The organism is Providencia sp. PROV076, assembly GCF_028483405.1.
GTDB classification, from domain to species: domain Bacteria; phylum Pseudomonadota; class Gammaproteobacteria; order Enterobacterales; family Enterobacteriaceae; genus Providencia; species Providencia huaxiensis.
In genome coordinates, this window is the sequence record NZ_JAMPRR010000011.1 from 138,191 (window position 1) to 155,903 (window position 17,713).

Sequence of the window (17,713 nt, forward strand, 5' to 3'; positions counted from 1 at the left end):
AATAAAAAGCCCCCGTGAGGGGGCTGATGGGGTAAACGGTATTCATTTAAATGAGATGGTGATTAATATTGTCGAACACAGATAATACCTGCCTGTATTGTTGGATCAATTTGATGATCACCTACTAGGTTGACTGATTCAGTGCCTATAATAGCTATTGAAAAGCGAGATTTAGAATCGTGGACCCAATTTTGATTAAGTCTCACGAGTCGTGTGTATATGCGAAACATATCCCATTCTTTTGTTAATGATTGTAAATTCTCCTTTGTAAGGGGGACAAAGGAGGGTTGGCAGTTATTTATCGCGTCTTGTGGTGTTCCAAGCCCTTTTTCGATATACCATGATTTTAAAGTAAAGGTATAGACCATATTCTTGATATTATTGATTTTAGCTTTTCCTGTGATGGTTACTTTTGTTTGGGAATTGTCCTCCGGTTGTTTATTCATACTTACTTCACCGGAACTATTAACAGATAACCAATTTTGATCCACCGTCCAGTTATAGTCATTAGGTTTACCTACCGAAGGGTTAACATAAAAAGAGACACCAACAAACCCGGTAGAAGGTAAGTTTTCACCCTCATGAGCAATAAGAGTATTAAGATTACCCATTTCTCGTGTGATTGATATTTTGCCGTAATTGACAATTTGAACAGACTGCTCACGACCAGTATAGTCAATTGAACTATTTTCTAATTTGATGTTAACAATTTCTGAATCGCCAGTGTTACGGTACTCAGTAACATATATTCCTGGTGTTTCTTCACTCATTACTCTTACTGACTGCCCAGGTTTTTTTGTTGATGTGAATGTTAATTTTGGTTGTTTTCCTATCATCATATTGCCATCATTGCTTTTAAGCGTTAGCGTGATCTTGGTGTTTTCGATCTTAGCTGTACTTGTTTCATAGGTGGCAGCTACGAGGCTACTTTTCCCTTTGGTAAAAACAGGCTCTATGGGGGCAACAGAAATGATTTTTGGTCTGCTTTTAGTTGCAGCAATACTTGCGAATATTGTGTATTCTCCCTTTTCTGTAAGTTTGAGTATTCCGGTATATTGATGGGTGAAAGTACCTTTTTTGCTATCCCATTTGACTTGGCTGGTTAATGGGCGGTTATGTGTATCAGATAATTTGATCTCGTTGACATCAATATCCACATCGTTACCATACTTATCCTTGATTACTAACTTAAGATTAACATTCTCACCAACAATGATTTTAGGTCTATCAAGTTGCAATTCAATGGATGCAACGTTATTAGGGCCATTGAATGGAATTACAGTGACCTCTATTTTCTCTGATAACCCATTGATTTTTGCTGTCAGGCTATGCAGTGCCGCTGTTTCCAAAGATATGCTTGCAGTATATGTACCTTTTTGCATTGGATCTTCTTGCCATGCTTTAATAGGTACACTCTTTGATGTTTGAGTCTCTATTAAACGGATATCTGTTTCTTTTAATTCAGTGACGCCCTGATCATATTGGTCAGTCAACGTGAATATTAACTCGAACTGTTGCCCTGGTTGAGTGGTATATTTTCCTGAGCTATTTGTGGCTATTGAGGGGGGTATGCTGATGTTTTCAACACTTTTAACATTTCTTGAATGTTCAACGGTGATAGGCGTCGTTGACGAATGTCTATTAACCTCGACTTTTAGTTCATGTAAGCCAGCTTTTGTCAGCACTGTACTTGATGTATAGTTACCATCATTACCTTCAACCCAGCTTGCCGGTATTGATACGCCTGCAAGTTTTAGTGTGATATCGGAAGAATTAGCAGCCACAACAGCATAACCTAACTTATCTTTGAGTTTCAGCGTCAGGGGTACATTGCCACCTAATTTGGCCGTTGTTGGCGCCTTTAACTCAACGTTTGCAACATTGTTGGCACCTTCTAATAGCTTCACATCAATTTCGATATTTTTTGTCTGGCTATTGACATCAACAGATAGTATGTGTCGTTTAGGTTTATCTAAGGTGACTAAAGTGGTATAAACACCATCCTGTGATGTTGATTTTACCCATTTCGCTGTAGTAGGAATGGTGCTATCGGTATTTCTTAACTTAATGGCTGTTGATGTAATATCTGCCACTTCATTACCATAGTTATCCAGTAACGTCAGGGTTAAGGTGGTGCTGCCACCGACATTTATTGAGCCATTATCTGCGGTTAGCTTAATTTCTTTAACATGGCTAGCCCCTTTTAAGGCTGTTACTGTGATAGCTGGCGTGGACTTGGAGATACTATTCACCGTCGCGGTTAATGTGTGTTTACCCACTTTGGTTAATGGTAAAGTGGCTTTATACACGCCCACCGATTCCATTTTCCAAGCAATATTGCTGCTATCGATAGTTTCTGCGGTATGGCTGTCTTTTAACACAATATCAGCGCCATTGACGCCAGTAACCAAATTGCCATATTGGTCTTTTAGTTCTAACGTTAAGTCAACCTTTTTACCTGCATCAAACGTATTTGCGTTTGTGGTCATTTTTGCGGATTTCACCACATCTTTTCCACTTGGATAGGTTGCTTCCACGGTTTGGATACGGCTTGAGCGGTTATTTACGGTGGCTTTAAACTGATAATTACCAACAGTGCTTAACTGCTGCTTGGTGGTATACACGCCATCTTGTGGATTAGCCCATGTAACGTTGGCTAGTTTTCCATTATTGGTGAGCTGAATAGCCCCTGTATCGATATCAATAACACCGTTATCAACGCTATCCGTTAAGGCTAATGTTAATTGCACTTCTTTACCTGCCTCAATAGTACCCTCATCGGTTTCAAGAGTGGTTTTATGCACCTTATTTACCCCTTTGGCAGGAGCAACGGTTAGCTCAAGCTTATCGCTGAGTAGTTTATCTACTACGACTTGAATAGACTGCTTATGTAGCTTATTCATGGTGAGTTCTTGAGTATATAGCCCGCCGCGGAGTTCTCTCCATGTTGAGGCTGAATGTAAGTTAGTTAATAATTTTAATGAGTTTGCCGCACCAGTCAGTTTGTTATCGAACTTATCTTTTAGTCCGACAGTTAAGGTCACTTTATCGCCTGAGTTGGCACTGTTAGTGGGGGTATTACTGGTGATAGAAATAGTCTCTAGCGAGCCTCGTAAACGGTCTTTATCATAAGAAGTGATTGGGATTTCTATCGGCGGATTGACGAGCCATTCGGTACTTTCTGACTGGCCGTTGACTTCCACTGCTATTTTATAGCGGCTAGCTTTAGCGGCGGGAAGTTGGGCGATATATTTATTTAACACATTTTTTTCCATAAAGAGGATGTCTTGTTTTTGCCCATTAATGGTCACAGTAATATCGCTACTGGAGACATTTTTAACCGGGTTGCCATATGCATCAGTTAAATCTATAGATATCGGTGATGATTGTCCTGCATCACTGTTGGCTATTGGTGAAATGGCGATGGTATTCACTGCATCTTTACCTGTTGGTGAATTGACCGTGATAGTTGCTGTATCTGTAAATTGATCAATACCAGCCATCAGGGTATGCGTCTTAACGTCACTGAGCATGATGCGAGTTGTGTAGATCCCTAATCCATGGTTATCTTCATTCCAGATCACGTTAACTGGCTTCTTGTTATCAGTCAGTGTGATTGTATTATTGTTGATATGAATAACCGGATTGTTATCCATATCAGTCACTTTCAAGGACAAAGAGACTTCATCACCCGCAGTGATCATATTTGATGTCGCTGATAGCGTTATATTGCGAACTCGGTTTGAGTCAGTGGAAGGCTTCGCTTCAATTAATATATTTTTACTATGTTGTAAATTAACTTTAGCTCTCAGTGAATGAATACCTGCCATTGATAGGGTAATGGGTGCGGTATAGACCCCGTTACCTTTTGAAACCCAAACTAAGCCTGCAAGATCTTTCTTAGTATGCGCATCATTTATGGTGATATCTTTAGCGGCGATCCCTTCAACGCCATTATCCCATTGGTCTGCTAATATCAGTGTCAACTCTGTTTTACTGCCTACAGTCAGTTGGTTTGTATTGGCCTTGAGCTCAACCGTTTTTACCTGTGTTGGGTCTGTTAGTGCGCTGACATCAATCGTCAGTGGGGCGTTGGTTTGGTGATTAACTCGGCTTACAAAGGTGTTTTTCCCTTGTTTATGCAGAGGGAGTGTCGTTGTGTAAATACCTGCGCCTTTCTCTAACCAGGTCAACTTAGGAACAAGCGTATGATTATGCTCTAATTGAATGTCGTTGGTTTGTACCTTTTCAACACCATTGCCATGGCTATCAGCCAATGTCAGTTGTAATTCGACGGTGTCACCTACCTTAAACGTCAGATTGGCCGCCTTTAATGCCACATGATTTACGACAGATTTACCCAGTGGCGCTTCAACATCAATAACCTGTGATTGGCTTATACCATTGGCTGTGACTTTTAAGGTGTCAGTGCCTAGCTTGCTTAATAATAAGTCAGCGGTATAAGTACCATCCGCATTGTCTTTCCATATGACAGAGCCTGATTGTTGGTGAGTGATAGCGAGACTGTTGACACCCGTCAGAGAATTACCAAAGCTATCTTCTAACATTACAGTTAATGCTAGCAAGGTACCGGCTGGTTGGGTGCCAGACGGTGCGGTATTAAATTGCACTTTAGCAACAACCCCGCGTTGGCCCTTAATTCCATTTCCTTGATGGTTAGTGGCAACGATGGTGTTTGGAACCGCCACCGTCAATGTTTTAGCAACTGAATTGATATTATTAGCTGTAACAATAATGTCATAGGAGCCGCTTTGTTTCGCCGGTAGCGTGAGAATATAGTTACCATTATTGAGTGGCGCTACAGGGATCGTCGATGAATGCTTATTATCGACTTTAACTGTGACCTCTTTGATACCTGTGACGGAGTGATTATTTACATCTGTCAGTGCAACAATTAATGTGCTGTCCATTCCCGCGATTTGCGTAGGGAGAGATAAGATATCAACATTCTTGACTGTATTGACCTCGTCACTCTTTATTACTTCAATATCGACAGCTTGGCTGCTAATTCCATTAACGGTGGAACGTAATGCGTCTTTGCCCAGTGTTTTTAAGGTTAAATCAGTGGTATAGGTGCCATTATGGTGATCAACCCAAGTCACTTTACCGATTTGGTTATGTGCTAATGTGATGTTTTTAACATCAATACCGCTAAGCGCATTATCAAACGCATCTTTTAAGGTTAGTGTGAGTTTTACGGTATCACCGGATTTAAAGTTTGGTGCGTTTGTCGCAGCGAGCGCAACGGTATTCACTACACCGGCTTGGCCTTGAACACCTGAACCATCGGTTTTTGTTGTTTGAATCGTTTTGGCGGTAGTAACTTGCCAAGTTTGTTGAGTTTCCTGTTTATTGGCCGTCACTTTAACCAGATAATTTCCTGTTTTTTGTGCAGGTAAAGTAGCGATATAAGTGCCTTTATCCGTTTTCGATTCAACAAATGTTAAGTTAAGTGGCTTATCATTGAGCGTAATTTTAATGTCATCCGCAATGAGTGTCACACCATGATGATTGCCATCAACCGCTTGTACGCTAATGGTTTGCTCTGAGCCGGTTGCCGATGGGGCGATAGCGGCAATAACCAGTTGATTAACTTGCTTGATATCGGTGGAATTTGTCACGGTGATGTTTGCTGGTGAACTATCGATGCCGTTAACGGTGGCGACTAATGCATCATTTCCCAATACCTTTAATGGCAGGGTCGCGGTGTATTGGCCATTGTTATGGTCAGTCCAAACGACATGACCTGCCTGCTTGTGCTTCAGCGCAATGTGGTTGCTGGAGACGCCTTTTAATGGGTTATTAAAGCCATCTTTTAGCTCGACAGTGAGCTGTAAATGATCACCAGATACCGAACTTGTTGATGCAGTTTTCAGTTCAACATGGCTAACGACGCCGCGCTGGTCTTTCTTGCCACTTCCATTTGAGGTCGCAGCGACTGTATCAGGTTCTGTCACTGTGAGTGTTTTTGCCGTGGATGGTTTATTATTGGCAGTGATAACGACACTATAAACCCCACTTTGTTGTCCCGATAATTTCCCTGTGTAGATGCCATCCGTTTGTTGAGTAACGGCAATATTTAGTGGTTGCTGTTTCGCAATATTCACAGTGACCTCAGTGATCCCCATGACTGTGAGGCTGTTTATATCGGTCAAGGATACTGCAAAGTGGCTTTCGGCACCGGCTTGCGGACTGGCGATATTAACAATATCAACCTGATGGGTGCGGTTGCTTCCAATTGCATTTTCAACGTTGATGTCAACTGGCGTACTTTTTATCTGGTTAACCATCGCCACTAAGCGCTCTTTACCCAGTGTCTTTAACGGTAAATCAGCGGTGTAGGTGCCATTATGGTGATCAACCCAAGTCACTTTACCGGTTTGGTTATGTGCTAATGTGATGTTTTTAACATCAATGTCGCTAAGCGCATTATCAAACGCATCTTTTAAGGTTAGCGTGAGTTTTACGGTATCACCGGATTTAAAGTTTGGTGCGTTTGTCGCAGCGAGCGCAACGGTATTCACCACACCGGCTTGGCCTTGAACACCTGAGCCATCAGTTTTTGTTGCTTGAATCGTTTTGGCGGCAGTAACCTGCCAAGTTTGTTGCGTTTCCTGTTTATTGGCGGTCACTTTAACCAGATAATTTCCTGTTTTTTGTGCAGGTAAAGTGGCGATATAAGTGCCTTTATCCGTTTTCGATTCAACAAATGTTAAGTTAAGTGGCTTGTCATTGAGGGTAACGTTGATGTTATTCTCAATTTGAGTCACACCATGGTTATTGGCATCAACGGCTTGTACGGTAATTTGCTGTTCTGTTCCTGCCGCAGATGGTGCAATCGTCGCGACGATTAGCTTACTCACCTGTTTAATATCAGCAGTATTTTCCACGGTAATATTTGCTACCGAACTATTGATACCGTTAACGGTGGCGGTTAATACATCGCTTCCCAGTACCTTTAATGGCAAGGTCGCGGTGTATTGGCCGTTGTTATGGTCGGTCCAAACCACATGACTTGCTTGCTTGTGCGTTAGTGCAATGTGGTTGCTGGAGACGCCTTTTAATGGGTTATTAAAGCTATCTTTTAGCTCGACAGTTAACTGTAAATGATGGCCAGATACCGAACTTACTGATGCGCTTTTCAGTTCAACATGGCTAACGACGCCATGCTGGTCTTTTTTGCCACTTCCATCTGAGGTCGCAGTGACTGTATCAGGTTTTGTCACGGCGAATGTTTTTTTAGCCGAATTTTGTTGATTGGCGCTAATAACCACGTCATAAGAGCCACTTTGTTGCCCAGATAATTTCCCTATGTAGCGGCCATCTGCTTGTTGAGTGACATTAATGCTTTCTGGTTTTTGCTTACCGATGGTGACCTCAACACTTTGGACACCGTCGATTAAGTTACCTTGAGCATCGGCCAGTACCACCGTGAAGGTGCTTTCTGCGCCAGCGGCTGCGTTGGTAATATCATTAATATCGATTTTATGAATCGCGTTATTGCCTAACTGTGGTTTGGCATCAATAACAATGGTTGGGCTTTGTATGTTATTTACGGTGATAAATAAGTGATCTTGCCCTAATTGCGTTAAAACTAAGTTAGCCGTATAGCTTCCATCTTTTTGTGCTATCCAAGTGGCTTTACCCGCTTGTTTATGGGTGAGTGATTGCGCTAAATCAACGCCAGTTAATGGGTTACCAAAGGCATCTTCTAATATCGCGGTTAGCTTTAACGCACCGCCAGATTTTAGGTTATTATTTGGGGAAATGGCGAGTGTTGCACGGTTAACGACACCGCGATAATGTGGTTTACCACCATGATTGATAGCAATGGGGGAAGGAGCGCTAACGGTTAAGGTTGATTCTGTGGATTTAACACCACCAACAGTGGCAATAATTTTATGAACGCCTGATTTTTGGCCAGAAAGCGTGCCAGTATAGGTTCCTTTGCTATTGGTTGTTTCCGTGATCTTAAACAATTCTTCAGTGCCATCAATAGAGATGACTGCGTTACTATCTATCCCTGTAATGGGTTGGTCATTGGTATCAGTGATTGATAGTGTGATGGAACTCGTTTCACCTGCAGCGGGTTTAGCGATATCTTTGATTTTAACTTGCTTGATTTGCGAGGTTCCAATAGCACTTCCCACGTTAATATTCAGTGGGGAAGTGGTTATTTTGTTCACTTTCACGGTTAAAGTATCTTGGCCAATTTTGGTGAGAGGCAAAAGAGCCGTGTAGTCGCCGTTGCGGAGGTCTATCCAAGTCACAGAGAGATTGCTAGGTTGTCGATGATTTAACTGAATACTCGCGCCACTGAGCCCTTCAAGGGGGTTACCAAATACATCTTTAAGTGTCACGGTTAATTGTAATGACTGCCCTGATTTTAGGTCGTTAACCGCTGATGAAGCCAATGTAACGGTTTTAATGACGCCACGCTGATTTTCTATACCACTTCCATTTTTGTCTTTCACGGCTATGGTTGCAGGGGTTTTAACTGTCCAAATTTTTGATGCAGTTTTATTATTCGCCGTCACTTTAACGGTATATTTACCCGTATTTTGTACAGGTAACGTTCCTGTATAAATACCTGCTTGAGTGAGTGACTCTGTTAAAACAATCGATATTGACTGGCCGTCGATATTTGCCGTTATCATACTGCTAATCATGGTGACGGGGTGCTGATATTTATCAGTGACTTTTACGGTGATAATTTGGTTTTCACCTGCATCACTCGGGATGATTGTTTCAAGTTCGACGTTAGCAACTCGATTGATATCCGTCGTATTACTCACTGTAATAGGGAATTGTTGTGATTTATGACCATTAATAGATGCCGCGATATTATTGGCGCCAGTTTGTGTTAACAGCAACGAAGTCGTGTAAGCGCCATTACCTTTATCTAACCATTTCAGCGAGCTTGCCTTGTATCCATCCAAAATGATATTACTGGTGTCGAGAGCCGTTAACGGATTATTAAATGCATCGAAGATGGTGACAGTGATATCCAGTTTGTCACCTGATTGCAGACGTGAGATATCACCTGTTGTCATGGTTAGGTTATTGATAACGCCTCGTTCACCATGAGCACCTGTTCCGCTTGAGTTTTTCGCGCTAATTGGGGTTGGTTTTTTCACCGCTAAAGTATCTTTAACTGAGCTTTGGCCATTTACCGTGGCTATAATGTTATGATCACCTGCTTGCTGTGTGGGTAGCGTGACCTCATAAATGCCCGGTTTCCCTTCCTTTGCTGGCAAGGTGTGTGGGGTGCCATCAATCTCAATAACCATTTCCTGTTCACCGACCACTGGATTGCCATTTTTATCGGTTAATTGAACAGTTAGAGTGCCATTTGAACCTGCATCTGCTTTTTCTATTTTGGTGATTTCAACTTTACTGACGTTATTTTGACCCGACGCGTGACTAACTTGGAGCGGTGTTACAGCGGTTTTATGATTGCTGATAGAAGCAATTAAGTTTTTATCGCCAACTTCAGTCAGTGTGAGAGTCGCCGTATAAGAGCCATCGCCATTATCCGTCCAGACTGGCTTGCCGTTAAATCCGTCAAGGGTAATTGTATTTAGCTCAATTAAACCGTTATTAAAAGCGTCGGTGATGGTCACGGTGATTTCAAGTTGATCGCCAGACTGTAAGTTACTGGTATTGCCTGTCGTCATAGCAATACTATTGACCACGCCTTTTTCTCCCGGTTTACCATTGCTATTTGGTTTAATTGGAGTTGGTTTTGCGACCACTAAGGTTGTGTCAGTTGAGTGTTGGGCATTCACACTCGCGCTAATGTTGTGATTGCCCGCTTGCAGTGCGGGTAGGCTAACCTCATAAATCCCGGGTTTACCTTCTTTTGCAGGACGTTTATAGGCTTGTCCATCAATATGAATGGTAATTTCTTTTTCACCGACAACCGAGTTGCCATATTTATCGGTTAACTCGATAGTTACAATACTATTTGTACCAGCCGCCGGTTTTTCTGTTTTGGTGATTTTTACCTTATCGACATGGGAAGCGCCTATGGCATGATTGACCTGAACTTCTGTATGTGGGCTATGGGCACCATTGACGGAGGCAGTTAAATTATTGCTACCAACGTCGGTTAAGGTCAAGGTAGTGGTATAAGAGCCATCACCATTATCTACCCAGCTTAAGGTATTTCCTTTGTGTTTACCGATATCGATGTTATCAGTATTTAAGCCAGCTAAGCCGTTACCAAAGGCATCAGTTACCGCAACCGTGATTTCAAGAGGATTACCGGATTCAAAACGGTGAGTGTGATCAAGTGTGATTGCGACTTTGTCGATAACGCCTTTCTCACCTTGTTGGCCTGTACCATTCGAATTATTCGGGCTAATTGGGGTCGGTTTTTGCACTTCTAAAGTATCTTTAGGGGAGCTTTGGCCATTTATCACGGCAGTAATTTGATGATTACCTGCTTGCAGTGCTGGCAGCGTGACCTCATAGATACCGGGTTTCCCTTCTTTCGCGGGGAGAGTATGTGGTTTACCATCAATATTCACGGTCATTTCAGTTTCACCGACTACTGAGTTACCGTTGTTATCGGTTAATTGAACGGTTAGTGTGCTGGTTGAACCTGCGGCGGGTTTTTCTGTTTGAATAATTTCAACTTTACTGACTTTGTCTTTTCCTTTGGCATTGCTAACTTGGACTTGTTTTTGCGGGCTCTTAGTACCATTGATGGAAACGGTAAGGTCATTATTGCCGATGTCGGTTAGTGGCAAGGTGGTGGTGTAAGAGCCATCACCGTTGTCAACCCATACCAATGTATCGCCTTTGTGTTTACCAACATTGATATTATTGGTGTCTAAGCCTGACAAGCCGTTGTTAAATGCATCAGTAATGGAAACGACGACCTCAAGTTTATCGCCAGATTGCAGATGGCTAGTATCGCCTGTCGTGATAACGATATTATCGATAACACCTAGTTCGCCTTTTTGCCCTGCACCGCTTGGGTCTTTAGGTTTAACAGGCCGTGATTTATCAACAATAAGTGGCTCTTTTGGTGATCCTTCCCCATTAACGATAACAGAAACAATGTGGTTGCCTGCGAGTTGACCCTGAATAATGACGTCATAAATACCTGGAGATGTTTCTGTCACTGGCAAAGTATGTGCTTGGCCATCAATATTGACAGTCACTTCTGTTTCACCAACAACGGGGTTGCTATGTTTATCGGTTAACTCGAGGGTTATAGTGCTATCTACACCTGCTGCTGGTTTTTCTACTTTAATGATTTTGACTTTATCAACATGAATAGTCCCAGTGGCATTAGCGACCTGAATATCCGTTTTCAAGCTAGTGGTGCCATTAATAGAAGCGGTTAAATCATTGGTTCCGATCTCCGTTAATGGCAAAGTGGTGGTGTAAGACCCGTCGCCATTATCCGTCCATATCAGCGTATCGCCTTTATGTTGACCAATATCGATGTCATTGGTGTTTAAACCCGTAAGTCCATTATTAAATGCATCAGTAATGGTTACAGTGACGTCAAGAGTATCTCCCGATTGTAAACCGTGGGTTCGGTTTGGAGTGACGACGATATTTTCAATAACGCCTTTTTCCCCTTTTTGGCCTGTGCCGCTTGAGTTGTTTGGGGAGATTGGTTTTGGCTGCTCAACAATTAACGTTTCTGGAGAGGAGGTATGCCCATCAATGGTGACGGTGATACTTGGCGTACCAGTATGTTGTCCCGGTAATTTTCCGGTGTAGATACCACTACCAGGACGGTTTTCCGTGATAGTAATTGGTGTTGGTTTGCCATCGATGTTCACGATGACAGAACCATCAGCGCCAGAAATAGGGTTGTTGTTTGTATCAGTCAGTGAAATGGTAATCGTGCTGTCTGTGCCAGCAGCGGCTTGCGCAAGGTCGACAATCGTGACATGGGCTAATTGGCCAAATACAAAATGGGTTTCTACCGTGACGCTTTGTTCATTCAGTGTTGCCGTTATTTTGGCAGGCCCTGCGACTTGGCTTTTTACCTCGACTTCAGTGTTACCCTGTTCATCGGTTGGGCTTAGCTGCTTGGCTGTGGCATTTCTTGCCTCAAGTTGCAGTACAGCGTCTTTAATGGGGTGTGCATTATCATCAGTAACATGGAATTGAATTTTGTTATTGGATGTCCCATCGGCTATCGCATTATCATTGAGGATATTAAAATGCTTAATATGCGCTTGATGCGTATCGGCAATAAAGAAAAAGGTGGTTTCAATGGGAACGCCGCCATTTGGCACTACCTGAATTCGGTGTTCACCCGTAGTCAAAGTGGTGAATTGAATCGAAGCTTCCCCTTTGATATTGGTGGCAATTTTATATTTTTGTTTATCAGTTGATTTTGCCGCCTGCATTTTTTTGAATAAATTGCTAAACGCCATTCTTGAAGAGGTGGCTTTTTGTGTGACGAATTTAAGTCCTGCAGGGAGAATAAATGTCACTGTTGAGTCTGGCGCGATATTATTTAAACTATCTCTGGCCGTAATCGTTAATTTATTAATATCTTGGCCGTTAGCAACCGCATTTCCTTGCTTGATAACCTCATTTGGGTTAATTGATAATACGCCGGAGTTTGTAACTTCAACCAAAGTTGTGGCCTGTGGTGAAATATTTCCTTTGCTGTCAGAGGCTGTTACCGTGAATCGGTAAAGGTTGATTTTCTTCCTTTCTTGTTCGGTCATTGCCACTTTATAAGACGGCAATTTGACTCTTGTAGACGCTCCGTCGAGGATTATTTCGCCCCCAGCGGCTAAAAATTCAGGTGCTTGTACGGCTAATTGATCTAACGGATATTTGGTATTGAGGGTATTAATTAAAGGTAATAATTCCCCTGTCTTCCCTTGGATTATTGAGGGTAATGATAGGGTTATCAGGGTGTTCTTTTGGTATTCTAGTACGATATTGTTATTACGATTCACAAAATCATAGCGACTGCCCATTAAACGACGAGCATCACCCACTTTACTTGGGTCAAGCTGTTCTGCGAGGCTCTTACCCAGTGCCCAAGTGAACTGGACTTTGGCATTAGTTTCACTTAATCCACCACTGATTTTTTGTTCTGCGCTTAAAGTTACCAGTGAGAATGGAGTCCAGTTTATACCAACCGTTGTGGCAAGAGGGTCTTTCTGGCGCTTATCTTTGCCAAATAGGGCGACATCGTCGCCAAAATACTGCTCAAATTTAAGGCTTCCGCCAATATTTGGGTAAGAAGGCAACCAGCCCTCAGCGTGTAAATCCCATCCATTAGCCGGGCGGGCATTGTAGTCATTCTTTAATTCAGGAGCGCTACGCCATGCTGATGTACGTAAATAGGTATTGGCACTCAGTTTTAAGAAATCTTGAGCGTACTCTACCCCGAAACCTAGGCGAGAGTGGTAGCGAGATAAGTCATGATCAAAAAAGGCATTGACGCCCATCATACTCTCTGGGGTAAAGCGACGAACCCCAATACCATTATTGGTTTGTAATCGGCCATCAGTACGGTGAATGTTATGTTGGGTAAACAATAATAAATCTGTACTGTCATACCAAGGAATTAACCAATCTAATTGGGTATTTTTAATGGTTAATTTTTTATCTACGTCAACACTGAATTTGGCATTACCGGTTTTGGATAACCAACGATTTATCTCATCTGTTGCCGCATTTGTGGCTTTACTGCGAGCGAAGTCTTGTGCCATATCAGCAAGATCTGCCGCTTTTTTCTTACCAGAGATAAAACGCGCAGCACTTTGGCTATATTCAGCAACCAGCTTCTCTGTTTTATCATCATCGGTTAGAGCGGGGTCACTTCCCAGAGTAGGTAGGTCATCAGGTGTGAGCATTTTTGCATAGCTTGGTATAACCGGCATGATGGCCGAAGACCATATTGCAGTAAAGAGCACAAAACCATTTGAGATTTTATGTCTCATGGTTGGCTTTGTGGTTGACGTAGCGGGGTTCATTCAATTTATTCCTAGTTTCAATATTAACTGGGTTATTGTTGAATGCTTATATAGGTAAGAGCTTGTGAATTAGTTTGACTTAAACAGAAGCGGAATTTACAAGGTGGAATAACACGGAATGGGCAGCTTTTATTAATAATGCTAAAAAATAGTCTCTTCGCCTATATTAAAGTATTTTTATCGATTGGGAATAAACCTTACTTGAATGAAAACAAGCCACTAGCTTATAAAACATGCGATATTGGATTGGTAAGGAGAGTAAATTTAGTCGCGATTCAATAAAGTCATTAGCTAGGTTAGTTGAATTTAAAAAGCCCCATCAGGGGCAATTTTGATACTGAAAAAACAACTAAATTAAGTCTATTTTACAGCGAACAGCATTATCCCATTTTTTGAAATAGCTGCTTTAGCAAACCTAACGGTGTGCGTGGATGGCTGTTTTGTTCACTTACTGGCGATTTGAAAAGAGTTCCTGTGCTTGGCTGAATATTTATCGCAGATGCATTCCTTAGAAAATTAACTTGTATTGTTCGGCTATCGCCATTTAAGGTAGCAATGATATCCATGGAGCCTTCGGCTAAACTGCTGATTTCTAATTCTGTATTTCCATATTCATCAGTCAATTTAGTTGGTGAGATAACGCCATTTGGTGCTTCAAAATGAACCTGTGCCCCAGCGATGCTTTGTCGGCTATTATTCACAATATGCAGTTTAATTTTGTTTTTACTGATCCCATCAGCGACTGCATTGTCTTGGATGATATCAATGCTACCAATGAATGACTGGCTAATATCGGGTTTAAAGTTAAACATTTCATTTATTTCTATGCCATGCTCCGTATTTGCTTTTATGGCATAACTTCCTGATATAAAAGAGGTGAATTGAATAGAGGCTTCACCTTTACTATTGGCAACGATGCTATAGGGTTGTTCAGAAACTGATTTTGTCGCTTGGGCTTTCCACATAAAATGATTAAGTAATGAATAATACCCCATATTTTTTTGATCAATAGATTTAAGGCTTGCAGGCAGTGTGAAGCTGACTTTTGCATTGGGGACTGGGTGACCAAGAGCATCTTTAATTACTACGGCGAATGTATTTGCGTCTTTACCGTTAGCGACGGCATTATTTCTTTTTACGGTATTTTTATGGGTGATGGTGAGAGCACCGGTATTGGTAACTTCAATTAACGTTTCTGCTTGTGGAGAAACATTTCCATTGGTGTCATAAGCCGTTACGGTTAAACGATAAAGGTTGAGTTGTTGGTTTTTAAAAGCATTGCTGGCAATTTTATAAGATGGCAGTTTTACTGAGCTTTCTATGCCATTAAGGTGAATTTCTCCCCCAGCGGCTATCAATTCAGGGGCTTCTATCACTATTTTTTCTAGCGGGTATTTCGTGGTTAAATTGCGGATAATAGAGAGTTCTTCTCCTGTCATACCCTGAATAACTTTCGGTAATGAGAGTGAAATTAACGTTTTCTTTCGGTACTCCAACACAATATTGTTATTACGGTTAACAAAATCATAGCGGTTACTGGAAATATGACGAGTAGCTTCTATCGCGGAAGCATCAAGATGTTGTGCTAAGCTTCTTCCTAACAACCAATTGAAGGCAATTTTTGCACTTGTTTCATTTGTTCCTCTATTACCTATTTTATGTTCTGTATTTAGCGCAAGGAGAGGGAATGGGGACCAATTGATGCCTACAGTAGCCGCTATTGGGTTTTTCTGACGCTCATCTTTACCAAATAAAGCCACGTCATCACCATAATATTGTTCTAGTTTTAGGTTCGCACCTAAATTGGCATACGTAGGGAGCCAACCTTCAACTTGAATATCCCAACCGTTAGCAGGTCGTGCGTTATAATCATAGGCTAATTCGGACGCACTACGCCAAGCCGATAGCCCTAAATAGCTATTCGCACTCATTCGAACGTAATCTTGAGCATACTCGACTCCAAGCCCTAAGCGCGAATGGTAATGGGATAAATCATGATCAAAAAAGGCATTTGCCCCCATCATGCTATTTTGTTGGAAATGACGTAAGCCAATACCGTTATTGGTCTGTAACCGGCCATCAGTACGGTGAATACTGTGCTGAGAAAATAACAACAAATCGTGTTGATCATACCAAGGTACTAGCCAATCTAATTGAGAAGCCTTAATTGACAATTTTTTATCGAGATTAATATTGAGCCTGGCATTACCGGCTTTGGATAACCAATGTGTTATTTCATCTGTAGCGATGTTAGCCGCTTTATGGCGAGCGTAATCTTGTGCCATATCGGCAAGATTTTGGGTGTTTTTTTCTTCAGAAGCAAAGTTTGCGGCATTTTGCCCATATTCCGCTAAAAAACGTTCAGTACTATCTTCAAGTTGGGCTTCAGATTGGGGTCCTTCAAATTGAATAGCATTACTACCGAGTGTAGGTAAATCGTCTAAATGGGCGATTTGGGCATAGCTTGGCACCATTGGCACAATAGCCGTAGACCAAATTGCCGTTGAGAATAGCAAGCAGTTCGGTAATTTAGGTTTCAATTTTGACGAAGGGGGATTCATCGAGCATATTCCTGATATCAATATTAACATGGCTATTTTCAGGCTAGACAGTGCTCAGTGCTTGTGAATTGATTGGATGAATACGGAAACACGATTTGTATATTGGAAATATTTGGAATAACTGGCTTTGGTTGATAATCAAAAAATACAGAATATTATACAGATTAAAATAAATGATTTTTTATTGGAAAAAATCTTACCATAATAAAAACAACAAATTAGATGAGGAAGTTATGGAGTTAACATTTTTAGGAACCAGTGCTGGGGTGCCGACAAAAGAGCGCAATGTCACCAGTATGATATTAAATTTGGTCGGTATTCGTAAAAGCTATTGGTTATTTGATTGTGGAGAAGGGACACAGCATCGCATTTTAAATAGCCCATTTAAAACGCCAAAAATTGAGAAAATATTTATTACCCATTTACATGGCGACCATATTTTTGGTCTACCCGGCTTGTTATGTAGCCGTTCAATGGGGGGAGCGACAGACCCGCTGACGGTTTATGGTCCAAAAGGGTTAAAGCAATATATTGAAACGGTATTAGCGGTGAGTGTGTCTTATATGACATACCCGTTGGAAATCGTTGAAATTGAAGCTGGGCAGTTATTTGATGATGGGGAGTTAATTGTGACGGCTTATGCCCTTGACCACCGTGTTGAGTGCTATGGCTATCGTATTGAGGAGTACCCGAAGAGTGGTGCATTAGATGCAGTCAAATTAGCCAATGACAATATTCCTCGAGGCCCTTGGATGCAAGCGCTTAAAGCGGGAGAAACGATAATTCTTGATGACGGGCGAGTCGTTAATGGCGCTGATTACCTCGGTGAGCCCGTACCCGGTAAAGTCGTTGCGATTTTTGGAGACACTCAACCGACAGAGCAAGCGCTGGCGCTCGCGAAAAATGCCGATGTAATGATCCATGAAACGACACTAGAGGCTGAATTCGCCGAAAAAGCCAATGAGCGTGGGCACTCGACGACAGTACAAGCGGCGGAGCTAGCACGTGAAGCGGGAGTAAAACGTTTTATTGCCACTCATTTGAGTGGCCGCTATACGAGTGAGGATATTCCAAGGTTATTGGCACAGTGCCAGTCAGTATTCCCTCAAACGGAAATCGCAGAAGATTATTTGACGGTGAAGATCTAATGTTGGCGGGCAA

The 17,713-nt window shown here is 41.9% G+C and carries 3 protein-coding genes; 1 reads left to right on the top strand and 2 read right to left on the bottom strand.

All coding sequences use genetic code 11. The features are described 5' to 3' along the window. Window positions 1-62: 62 nt before the first annotated feature. Together PSF67_RS08275 and PSF67_RS08280 are read right to left on the bottom strand one after the other, a co-directional pair. Window positions 63-13,991, bottom strand: a complete 13,929-nt coding sequence (locus tag PSF67_RS08275; RefSeq protein ID WP_272676745.1) for an invasin domain 3-containing protein — start codon at window positions 13,989-13,991, stop codon at window positions 63-65. A 380-nt stretch (window positions 13,992-14,371) separates the two neighbouring features. Then, window positions 14,372-16,552 (bottom strand): inverse autotransporter beta domain-containing protein, encoded by a 2,181-nt coding sequence (locus PSF67_RS08280; RefSeq protein WP_272676746.1) that lies wholly within the window; start codon window positions 16,550-16,552, stop codon window positions 14,372-14,374. Between the two features lie 233 nt (window positions 16,553-16,785). On the opposite strand from PSF67_RS08280, the gene rnz reads away from it, so the two are divergent. After that, window positions 16,786-17,700: a ribonuclease Z gene (rnz, locus tag PSF67_RS08285; protein ID WP_210848805.1), complete on the top strand. Its 915-nt coding sequence runs from the start codon at window positions 16,786-16,788 to the stop codon at window positions 17,698-17,700. The last annotated feature ends 13 nt before the right edge of the window (window positions 17,701-17,713 follow it).

Excerpts from the sequence above, each read along its gene's own strand:
- rnz (WP_210848805.1), top strand. The coding sequence starts at position 16,786 with ATGGAGTTAACATTTTTAGGAACCAGTGCTGGGGTGCCGACAAAAGAG.
- PSF67_RS08280 (WP_272676746.1), bottom strand. The coding sequence starts at position 16,552 with ATGAATCCCCCTTCGTCAAAATTGAAACCTAAATTACCGAACTGCTTG.
- PSF67_RS08275 (WP_272676745.1), bottom strand. The coding sequence starts at position 13,991 with ATGAACCCCGCTACGTCAACCACAAAGCCAACCATGAGACATAAAATC.